The following is a 10,710-nucleotide window of genomic DNA, read 5'->3' on the forward strand; positions in this document are numbered from 1 at the left end:
CCCAGAGCGCATGGTGATTGGAAAAATCTCAGTCGAGATCGGCCATTTCAAACCTGGCCAGTTTCGTTCTCTCCTGCACCAAACACTATGGCTTGCTCTTCCATCTGTGCAATTTGAGCTTCGCTGTACCCAGATTCAAGCAGAATGCACCGGCTGTCCTGCCCGAAGCTTGGCGGTGCACTGCGGATAGACCCGGGCGTCCGGCCGAACAGTGCCGGAATTCCCGTGCCGCTGTAATTGCCCATCTTCACCACCATGTTTCGGTGAATGGTATGGGGATGCGCCAGCGCCTCGCTCACGTTGCGCACAACGCCTGTCGGCACGCCGGCATTCAGCAGCATATGTTCGAGAGTTTCGGCCTCAAGCTCGGCAAGGCATTGCGTCAGCAACTCGCCAAGTTCCCTGCGATGCGCGATTCTTGCGGCATTATCGACGAAGCGGGCGTCCACGGCAATATCCGGGCGTTTCAAAACTGCACAAAGTTTGGCGAACTGGCCATTGTTGCCAACGGCAAGATAGATCTTTCCGGTGCGCGTCTCAAACATGTCATAAGGCACGATGTTCGGATGTCCGTTGCCCGTTGCTACCGGAATTTTGCCTGACATCAGGGCGTTGGCGGCCTGAGGATGCAGCATGCTGATCGCACAGTCGTAGAGCGGAACCTCGATTTTCTGGCCAAGCCCCGATCTGCCGCGCTCGATCAATGCGGCAAGGATTGCATTGCAGGCAATAAGGCCGGTCCCGATATCAACCACCGGAGTGCCCATACGGACCGGCCCGTTTCCGGGGTCGCCGTTGATGCTCATCAATCCGGTCATTGCTTGGACCACCGCGTCATAACCCGGATGTCCGCCCAGGGGACCGTCAGCGCCGAAGCCCGTCACATGACAAAGGACAAGCTTCGGGAACAGCGCTTGAAGCACTTGATCGTAGCCCAGCCCCCATTTTTCCAAAGTCCCGCTCTTGAAGTTGTGGACCAGCACATCCGCGCTCTCCAGCAGCTTGAGCACGACCGTGCGTCCTTCGGGCTTGCCAACGTCGATGCCGATCGATCGCTTGTTGCGATTTGCGCCCGAAAAATAGGCGCTGAGACCATCCTTGAATGGAGGGCCCCATCCTCGCGTCTCGTCTCCTTGAGGTGGTTCGATCTTGATGATGTCGGCGCCGTAGTCGGCGAGAACTTGCGTGCAGTATGGTCCGCCGAGAACACGGCTGAGGTCAACGACACGGATTCCTGTGAGGGGACCCGAGGTCATAGCACGTTTTCGTATAGTGACACGACATCATCATAAGACATGTCGCAAGGATTGTTGGCTATCAGGCGAGTAAGTCCCGTGGTGACTTCGCGCGCCATCGCCGGAACGGCATCGGCAGAAATGCCCAGCTGCGATAGCCGCGTTTCCAGACCGCTCGCTGCGAACATTTCCTCCATTGCCGAAATGAGACTATTGGCAGCCTCCGCGTTGCTTGCAAAGGTCCGATTCGGCAAGAATACCTTGGCAAGATGCGCGTATTCAGCTTCTGCGACTACCAGATTGAAGCGCATCACTGGTGCAGCAACCAGAGCATTGCCATGTCCATGCGGCACGTGAAAATGGCTTCCCAGCGGGTACGATAGTGCATGGATCGAACCCACGCTGGCGTTGATGAATGCCATGCCTGCAAGGGTTGCGCCCAGCAACATTGCTTCGCGTGCGGCTAGATCCGATGGGGTGTCGAGGACGCGCGGCAAGTTTTGCCCCAGGAGCGAAAGGGCCTTGTCTGCCAGACCGTCGGAAATCAAATTCTTGCGAGTCCTGCTCGTCGAAGCCTCGATGGCGTGGACCATGGCATCGAGTGCGGTCGCTGCCGTGATCTTGCGAGGCATGCCGAGTGTAAGCGCTGCGTCCAGCAGCGCAATGTCTGGAAGCAGTTGCGGCGCGTAAACAGCCAGCTTTTCCTGTTTGGCACTGGTCAAGACGGAAACCGACGTCACTTCCGAGCCAGTGCCGGCGGTTGTGGGAATCTGGATGAGTGGAAGCCTTTGGCCGATTGCTTTGCCGACACCAATCATGCCGTCGATAGTCTGGCCGCTCGCCGCTGCCAGCGCGACCACCTTGGCCGTATCGAGGGAGCTTCCTCCACCTAGGCCGATAATTGCGTCGGCTCCGAACGATTTGGCGAATCCAACAGCTTCCGAGACGATTGCCATGGGCGGATCTGCTGCTACGCGGTCAAAAATCTCGACCGCGATGCCTGCCGCACCGAGGCTGGACATGGCCTGTTCGGAAAATCCACAAGCCACAATGCCAGGATCGGTGACGAGCAGGACTCGGCTGCCTCCCAGCTCGCAGACGAGGTCACCGACTTGGGACAGCGATCCCGCTTTGCAAATAATGCGCGGACAAGACAGGAAGTTGAGGTCCATAAGTTTCTCCGGTGAGGAAGTTGCTCCGATCAGAAGGCGGCTTCCTTGATCATGTTTCGGGCGATTATCAGTTGTTGAATTTGGGTGGTGCCTTCGTAGATACGGAACAGGCGCACATCGCGGTAGAACCGCTCCACCGGGTATTCAGACATATAGCCCGCGCCGCCATGAATCTGGACTGCGCGATCCGCGACCCGGCCGACCATCTCGCTGGCGAACATCTTGCAGCACGCCGCGTCGGTTGACACGTCCTGGCCCGCGTCGCGCCGACGAGCGGTTTCCTCGATCATGCATCGTGCGGCAAAAGCCTCGGCCTTGCTGTCAGCCAGCATGGCCTGAATAAGCTGCTTTTCGGCTAGGGGTTCACCGAACTGCTTACGCTCCAGGGCGTAAGCGAGGCTTTCCTTGATCAGCCGCTCGGCGGCCCCGACGCATATAGCTGATATGTGTAAGCGGCCGCGATCAAGGACCTTCATCGCTGTCCGAAACCCTTTGTTTTCGAATTCAGGCCCGCCGATGATCGACGATTCATGCACACGCACATCCTGGAAGATCACATCGCAGGTCTGCGATCCCTTCTGTCCCATCTTGCGATCGCGTGCACCGAACGAGATACCAGGGGTAGTCCCGTCCACGAGGAAGGCGGTGACCCCGGAGGAACCTTTGGTTCCCGGCTTGGTACGGGCGAACACCGTAAATAACCCTGCCAGCGGAGCGTTGGTAATATAGCGCTTGGTGCCATTTATCACAAAGTGCTCGCTGTCCCGCTTCGCGGATGTGGAAAGTGAGCCAGCGTCGGAGCCAGCATCGGGCTCTGTCAGGGCAAAGGATGAAATCAATTCGCCCGTGGCTAGGCGAGGCAGGTAGTGCTCCCTTTGCTCAGGCGTGCCGTCAATGATGATACCCTGCGATCCAATGCCGTTGTTCGTGCCGAACAGAGATCGGAATGCGGGAGATGCTTGACCAAGAATAAATGCCGCCTTTACCTCTTCGGACATGGTCAGGCCGAGGCCACCAAACGCCTCGGGTATCGACATGCCGAAAAGACCCATGTTCCGGATTTCCTCGGCAAGAGCCTGGGGAATTGCATCATTCTCGGCCACCTCGGTTTCGCACGGAATGAGCCGCTCGCGAACAAAGCGATCCAGCGTGTCCAGGAACTGTGAAAGAGTTTCGTTGTCCATTGACATGAAATGGGCTTCCTAAAGGCTCAGGGCGAAATGGCGCTGACGTTGCGGACAAGTTCAATCAGCCGGGCAGCAATGTCGGTTTCGATCCAGTCGCGAGTCAGATGAGATGCCGCCCCGCCGCAATTGAAGGCCAGAACGGGCGCACCGTTTGCAGGGATGAAGGGCACGGCAACGGAGTTCACATCCGCCTTCCATTCGCCGATCGAGAGGCAGTATCCGTGTTTGGCGTAGGTCTCGAGAGCATCATTTATCCCTCTCTCGATTGCCGGCCATGCCTGACCCTCGTGGTGGCGGATGTCCTCGATAATTTCAGATCTGCGCTCTTCGGATATCCCCGCCAGAAAGGCGCGGCCCACGGCCGTGGTCGCCAGTTTGATATGGGCTCCCACGTCGATCGCGAGCGTGATCGGGTTCGAGCCGCGGCAACGCTCCAAGTATATCATCGTCAGGCGATCCCTGCCTGCCAGCGCAACAGGCATGCCCGAATAGTCTGCAAGTTCCTGCATGTACGGCTTGGCCAGATCTATGACCGGCAATCCGGCAAGGCATGAGAATCCCAGCGAAAGTACCGGCGGGGCGAGGCGGTATCGGGCTGTTTCCGGGTCGAAGCTGAGGTAGCCAAGGCGGTGCAGCGTATAAGTCAATCTCGATATGGTCGATTTGCTCAAGCCGGTCCGAGCGGCAAAATCGCCGTTGCCCAGCGCCTCACCCTCCCTGCGGAAAGCGCGCAAGACCTCGAGTCCACGCGCCAGGGCAACCACGAAATCGCGGTCCGTACCTTCCTGTTTTGAAAGCTCCTTGCGCGGTCGCACCGCAATACTCCTCTCACCCCGGCCGTTGCCGACTTGAAATGTCTCTACACTGGTAGTAAGAGGTTTGTCAATATTGCGGAATATATTTCCGCAGAGCGGAATAAAATCGGGTTTGTCCAGTTCCGCGTGGTTGCCAAAACTCGACGGTGAAGAGGATTGTTATGACTCAACATGACTATGCAGACATCGCACTGTTCATCGCAGGCACGTGGATCGGCCCGGAAGAGCGCGAAACCCAGCCCGTCATCAACCCGGCGACCGCCCAGCAGATCGGGCTTATCGCGAAAGCGACGCCCGATGATCTCGAGGCTTCGGTGAGATCGGCCCGCGTGGCATTCGAAGGGTGGCGGCAGCTTTCGCCGCTTGATCGCAGCGCCATACTGCGCAGGTTTGCCAATCTGCTTCGTGAGAACGAACAGGCAATTGCAGCCGCCATTACCCTCGACGAGGGAAAGCCATTGGCCGAAGCGATTGTTGAAGTGCGTTCTTCGGCCGATCATATCGATTGGCACGCCGAAGAAGGGCGTCGCATCTACGGTCGCATAATCCCATCGCGATCCCCTGCTGTACAGCAGCAGGTTCTGCGGGAACCGGTGGGCGTCTGCCTGGCAATCACGCCATGGAACTTCCCTTTGAGCCAGGCAGTGCGAAAGGTTGCCGCAGCATTGGCCTGCGGTTGCACAATGATCCTGAAAGGCCCTGCGGAAGCCCCGTCTGCGTGTATGGCCATCGCCCGCTATCTGCAGGAAGCGGGATTGCCTGATGGATGCCTCAATCTCGTCTGGGGCAATGCCGCAATGATTTCAGAAACATTGGTGGCCCATCCCGATGTTCGCAAGATCACCTTCACCGGATCGGTCGAAGTCGGCAAGAGCCTTGCCGAACTCGCTGGTCGTCACATGAAGCGCGCCACGATGGAACTTGGCGGTCATGCGCCTGTCCTGATTTTCGATGATGCAGACGCCGAGGCGACCGCAAGGGTGCTGGCCGGCAACAAGCTGCGCAACGCAGGACAGGTCTGCATATCGCCGACCAGGTTCTTTGTGCAGGCGAGCGTTCACAAACGCTTTGTCGCAGCTCTGGTTGATGCCTTTGCGACGGTCAAAGTGGGTGACGGCCTTGAGCCCGATATCCAGATGGGGCCAGTGTGTCACGCCCGGCGGATTGCCGAAATGGAACGCCTGGTCGACGACGCGCGCGCCGGTGGAGCCGCCATCCTTGCCGGCGGCACACGACAGGGGAATGCGGGCTATTTCTTCGCACCGACTATCGTCGATACTGCGGACGATCGTATCGCGCTGATGCGGGATGAACCTTTTGGCCCCATCGCCGTGGTTTCGCGCTTTGACGACATGAGCGATGCCATCGATCGGGCAAACGCATTGCCGTTCGGCCTGGCGTCCTATGTCTTCACCAACTCGCTTGAACGCGCGGACCGCGCTGCGGCATGCCTGCAGGCCGGCATGGTCAGCATCAATCATTTTGGACTGGCCTTGCCCGAAACCCCGTTCGGAGGGGTCCGTGACAGTGGATATGGCACCGAAGGCGGCAGCGAGACTTTCGATGGCTACCTCAACACGAAATTCGTTTCGCGTTTCGCAGGAGTTTGTGCGTGAGCGATGGGCAACTGGTGCGGATCGAGTGGCGAAATCGTGTTGCGCTTCTGACCATCGACAATCCTCCGCTCAACCTCCTGAAGGCTGCGGTACGTGCCGCCCTGCTTGCGGCGATACGCACGGCCGCCGCCAGCGATCCCGAGCGAATTGTCATAACCGGGGCAGGCAAGGCGTTCGTGGCCGGGGCCGATGCCCGGGAATTTGGCGATGCTCCGATAGAGCCGCATTTGAACGACGTGCTGCGGGAGATCGCGCAACTCTCCGTGCCGACCATCGCTGCGATCAATGGGAGCGCGCTTGGCGGAGGCCTCGAGATTGCGCTGGCCTGCCGGTGCAGGGTTGCCGCACCTTCGGCCCGGCTGGGCCTGCCCGAAGTGACGCTCGGGGTAGTGCCGGGCGCTGGTGGAACGCAGCGTCTGCCCCGTATTGTGGGCATCCCCCACGCGCTCGACATGATTGTGCACGGAAGGCTGCTGTCGGCACGGGAGGCGCATGATATCGGACTTGTCGATAGTGTTGCATCCGATCCCGTCGCCGCCGCTCTCGGCATGGACCGGAATCAACTCGATACCATGCTGGTCGCCGACCGGCGTCCCGCGCCAGCGGCACATCCAGATGCGGTGTCGGCCATTGCCAGGGATGCTGCCCGCCGCGCCCGAGGGCAGAAGGCCCCCGAGCGCGCGCTGGAACTGGTGGCCGGGAGTACCGACTGGGACCTTGATGTCGGGATGAATCGCGAGCGGGAGGCCTTCCTCGAACTTCGCGGATCCGATCAGGCCAAGGCATTGCGCCACATCTTCTTCGCCGAGCGCGCCGCTTCAACCCGGTCATGTTACCCAAGACCAGACCGTCCGATCGAACGGGCGATTGTCGTAGGCGGGGGGAATATGGGCGCGAGCATAGCCTACGCCCTTGCCCGAGCCTCAATCACGGTGACCTTGGTCGAGATGGATGCCCAGCGGGCAGCAGATGCCCGGCGGCGATTCTCGGGGCTGGTCGAACAAGGCACAAAGAAGGGGGTCCTGACCGAGAAAGAGGCTAACAGTATCAGCAGTTTGACGAACGTGGTGGTGGGGCTCGAAAATCTCGGGGCGGCTGACATCGCCATCGAAGCCGTGTTCGAGAATTTCGCTGTCAAAAAGGCTATCTTTGCAGCCCTTGGTGACAATCTGCCGCCTTCGACAATTCTCGCAACGAATACCTCGTACCTGGATGTCGATCTTCTGGCGGAAAGTGTTCCCGAGCCCGCGCGCTTCCTGGGATTGCACTTCTTCAGTCCTGCGCACGTGATGAAACTGCTCGAGATCGTGCGTGGTGGCAGAACGGCTCCGGAAACTCTTGGCGTGGGCATCGCGCTCGCCAGGATGCTAGGCAAAGTGCCGGTCGTGGCCGGTGTGTGCGATGGCTTCATCGGAAACCGGATACTGACCCGATATCGCCAAACGGCGGACATCCTTCTTGCCGAGGGCGCAACACCGTCGAGCATCGATGCGGCAATGCGGGGATTCGGCATGGCCATGGGCCCCTATGAAGCCCAGGACATGTCGGGTCTCGATATTGCATATGCCAATCGCCAGCGACAACGCCTGGACGGCCGCGCCGACGCAAGAATGCTTCCCATACTCGAGTGCCTGGTCGAAGAGCATGGTAGACTTGGCCGTAAATCGATGGCTGGCTGGTATGATTACGATGACGCGGGTCGGCTCCGGCCGTCCGCCTTGGTCGAAGACCTCATCGTGGCGATCTCGGCGAAAGAAGGCTTTGCCCGTCGGACTTTGAGTGAGGCGCAGATTGTCGATCGAATTATCACGTCCATGATCGTCGAAGCCTGCCTTATTCTTGAAGAAGGAATCGCCGCCTCGACACAGGACATCGATCTGGTCTTGGTTCATGGCTACGGATTCCCTCGCTGGCGAGGGGGACTGATGTATCACGCGGACACATTGACTCCGGCTTGCGTGGTTGCAAGGATCACCGAGTTTTCGTCCGCCGACCCTCTGGGCTGGAGAGTCCCTTCACTGATCACGAACCTGGTTCGCGACGCCAGGTCGTTCGCGGATGCCTGAACTTGAAGATAGGTCTGAAGACATGGCTGATGTGTTCATCTGCGATTTCATCCGCACGCCGATCGGCCGCCACGGCGGGGCCCTTGCCAGGGTACGCGCCGACGATCTGGCCGCTGTTCCGATCAGATCCCTGATCGAGCGAAATCGGTCGATCGACCTGGTCGAGATCGATGAGGTCCTGCTTGGCTGCGCAAATCAGGCAGGCGAGGACAACCGAAACGTGGCCCGCATGGCTGCCCTGCTCGCGGGCCTACCCGAGGAAGTTCCCGGCCTGACCCTGAATCGCCTTTGCGCCTCAGGTCTTGAGGCGGTTATCACTGGTGCCCGGTCGATACGGTGCGGTGAACTCCAGCTTGTGATCGCTGGCGGCGTGGAGAGCATGAGTCGAGCCCCGTTTGTTCAGCTAAAAGCCGAAACCGCGTTCTCACGCGCTGTCGCCATGGAGGATACGACCATTGGATGGCGATTCGTCAATCCGGCGATGCAGACGAGCTATGGCGTCGACTCGATGCCCGAGACCGCCGAAAACGTCGCGATGGAGTATTCGATCGGGCGGACCGATCAGGATGCCTTTGCCCTGCGGTCGCAGGCCAAGGCTGCCAGAGCAGGCAGCAACGGACGATTGGCGCGGGAAATCGTGGCGGTCAGCGCCCCAGTGAAGCGGGGGCAAGCCGCGATAATTGACGCTGACGAGCATCCGAAACCGAACACGACCATAGATGACCTCGCTCGACTACGACCAATCGTGCGTACCGACGGGACCGTCACGGCAGGAAACGCATCCGGGGTGAACGATGGTGCCGCAGCATTGCTGCTGGCGTCGAAGGAAGCTGTTCGTCGATATGGGCTGACACCCCTTGCCCGAGTGGTGACCGCTGCGGCAGCTGGGGTTCCTCCCCGGATCATGGGTATCGGTCCGGTTCCGGCGATCAGAAAGATACTCGCTCGGCAATCGCTGACGATGGGCGACATCGGCGTGATCGAACTGAACGAAGCCTTTGCCAGCCAGGCGCTGGCCTGCACGCGGTCGTTGGGTCTGGATGATGAAGATCATCGCGTAAATCCCAACGGCGGAGCGATCGCGCTCGGTCATCCGCTGGGCATGTCCGGGGCACGGATTACGGGCAGCGCAGCGATTGAACTTGCTCAAGGGACCGGGCGCTACGCCATTGTGTCTATGTGCGTGGGCGTCGGACAAGGAAGCGCGCTGCTGCTGGAGCGGGTCTAGGAGACCTGCCTCTGGGTGGCCGCAAAAAACGACAACGGAACGCGCAGTAAAATTCAAGACCTGAAGCCAAGCACGACATAGCTTCTCCACTGGATCAGCTCTCGGCCGCCCGAAGTTTCGGACAACGATCGATTGGGGCGTTCAAAAAAAGATGGATGGAGAGGCCAAATGGCGGACAATCGGGAAGCAGATTTCCTGCGCGAATTGTACGAGGATTGGAGCAGCCGGATGGCCGCCAATCCCGCAATGTCGATTGCCGATTTGCGCAGTATGTTCGACGAGTGGGGCAAACCAGCACGTGAACCCGAGGGCGTAAGCTACAAATCAGATGAAGTCGGCGGAGTCCCGGGAATATGGGCATTTCCGCAAGACGCCGATTCCGCGCGCGTCATTCTCTACACCCACGGCGGAGGTTTCGCCGTGGGATCGGCAGATAGTCATCGCAAGCTCGCAGGGCATCTTGCCAGCGCTCTGGGCGTAACTGCGTTCATTCCCGATTACCGGCGGTCCCCCGAATTTCCGTTCCCTGCCCAGATCGAAGACGGGATCGCCGCATATCTCGGTTTGATCGAAAGAGGTTTCCACCCTGGATTCATAACGACTGCGGGGGACAGTGCGGGCGGCAATCTCGCCATTGCCATTGCGTTTCGGCTCCGTGAGCTGGGCCGGCAACTTCCGGGCAGCATCATAGCTTTTTCTCCCTGGCTGGACATGGCGCTGCGTGGCGCGACACTCGAAGCCAACGCGGCGACGGACGCTCTTGTCGGGCGCCAGATACTCGAGGGCATGATCTCGATGTTTCTTGGCGGCACTGCGGACCCGCTGGATCCGCTGGCCAATCCACTCGAGAATGACTTTCAGGGCTTCCCGCCGCTTTATATCAATGCCGGTGGAGCCGAGGCATTGCTGAGCGATGCCGAGTCGTTGAGCGAAAAAGCTCGCAACGCAGGCGTTTCCGTCACCCTCTCGGTCGTCCCCGGAATGCAGCATGTCTTTCCGGCCCTTGCCGGGCGCGCGCATGAGGCGGACGACGAATTGCTCAGGATCTCAGCGTGGTATCGCGCACTTTGACCGCCGGAAAAACGCATCTTGCAACAATGGTTTGCGCGGAAATCCCGCGCTGGAGGTAAATATGATCAGAAATGTGACCGCGACAAAGACCCCTGGCGCGGACTTTGACGCAATTGTGATCGGCGGAGGCTTCGGAGGGCTCTATGCGGTCCACAAGCTGCGTAATGACCAGGGTCTCCACGTAAAGGCCTATGAGCCCGAGCGAAAAGTGGTTGAGCGATATCAGTAGGTTGTGATTCAGCGTCGTTGTCGAGACGATGGAGGAAGCACATGCCCTGGACTGATACCGCTCGCCGCAAGCATATGCGGGAAGGTGCGGG

General features: G+C 59.5%; 9 protein-coding genes. 4 read left to right on the top strand and 5 right to left on the bottom strand.

The window, feature by feature from the left end; genetic code table 11:
• Positions 1 to 47 precede the first annotated feature (47 nt).
• From LDN95_RS17395 to LDN95_RS17410, 4 genes are read right to left on the bottom strand one after another with little or no spacing between them, the layout of a single operon-like run.
• Entirely contained in the window at positions 48 to 1,256 is a 1,209-nt protein-coding gene (locus tag LDN95_RS17395; protein WP_051170537.1) for a CaiB/BaiF CoA-transferase family protein, read from the bottom strand.
• Positions 1,253 to 2,407, bottom strand: a complete 1,155-nt coding sequence (locus LDN95_RS17400; protein WP_029995528.1) for an iron-containing alcohol dehydrogenase — start codon at positions 2,405 to 2,407, stop codon at positions 1,253 to 1,255. The genes LDN95_RS17395 and LDN95_RS17400 overlap by 4 nt, the downstream gene beginning before the upstream one ends.
• 29 nt (positions 2,408 to 2,436) lie before the next feature.
• Positions 2,437 to 3,597 carry an acyl-CoA dehydrogenase family protein gene (locus LDN95_RS17405; RefSeq protein ID WP_029995529.1) on the bottom strand — a complete coding sequence of 387 codons (1,161 nt, stop codon included), beginning with the start codon at positions 3,595 to 3,597 and terminating at the stop codon, positions 2,437 to 2,439.
• A 20-nt stretch (positions 3,598 to 3,617) separates the two neighbouring features.
• On the bottom strand, positions 3,618 to 4,409 hold the full coding sequence (locus tag LDN95_RS17410) for an IclR family transcriptional regulator (RefSeq protein ID WP_029995530.1): 792 nt from the start codon (positions 4,407 to 4,409) through the stop codon (positions 3,618 to 3,620).
• 161 nt (positions 4,410 to 4,570) lie between these two features.
• Between LDN95_RS17410 and LDN95_RS17415 the strand changes: the two genes are divergently transcribed.
• The 4 genes from LDN95_RS17415 (at position 4,571) to LDN95_RS17430 (ending at position 10,390) form a co-directional block, all read left to right on the top strand.
• Positions 4,571 to 6,025, top strand: coding sequence for an NAD-dependent succinate-semialdehyde dehydrogenase (locus tag LDN95_RS17415; RefSeq protein ID WP_029995531.1), 1,455 nt, complete (start codon positions 4,571 to 4,573; stop codon positions 6,023 to 6,025).
• The gene (locus LDN95_RS17420) at positions 6,022 to 8,091 is read left to right on the top strand and encodes an FAD-dependent oxidoreductase (RefSeq protein WP_223806615.1); all 2,070 of its coding nucleotides are present in this window, start codon (positions 6,022 to 6,024) and stop codon (positions 8,089 to 8,091) included. Before LDN95_RS17415 ends, LDN95_RS17420 begins: the two co-directional genes overlap by 4 nt.
• 22 nt (positions 8,092 to 8,113) lie before the next feature.
• Positions 8,114 to 9,319, top strand: coding sequence for a 3-oxoadipyl-CoA thiolase (gene pcaF, locus LDN95_RS17425; protein ID WP_029995533.1), 1,206 nt, complete (start codon positions 8,114 to 8,116; stop codon positions 9,317 to 9,319).
• A 168-nt stretch (positions 9,320 to 9,487) separates the two neighbouring features.
• Positions 9,488 to 10,390: an alpha/beta hydrolase gene (locus LDN95_RS17430; protein ID WP_029995534.1), complete on the top strand. Its 903-nt coding sequence runs from the start codon at positions 9,488 to 9,490 to the stop codon at positions 10,388 to 10,390.
• On the opposite strand, the gene LDN95_RS17435 is transcribed toward LDN95_RS17430, so the two are convergent.
• The coding region (locus tag LDN95_RS17435; protein ID WP_226018838.1) for a hypothetical protein at positions 10,359 to 10,710 on the bottom strand (352 nt) is incomplete at its 5' end. The two genes, LDN95_RS17430 and LDN95_RS17435, sit on opposite strands and share 32 nt — an antisense overlap.

Source organism: Novosphingobium sp. FKTRR1 (genome assembly GCF_020404405.1).
Taxonomy (GTDB): domain Bacteria; phylum Pseudomonadota; class Alphaproteobacteria; order Sphingomonadales; family Sphingomonadaceae; genus Novosphingobium.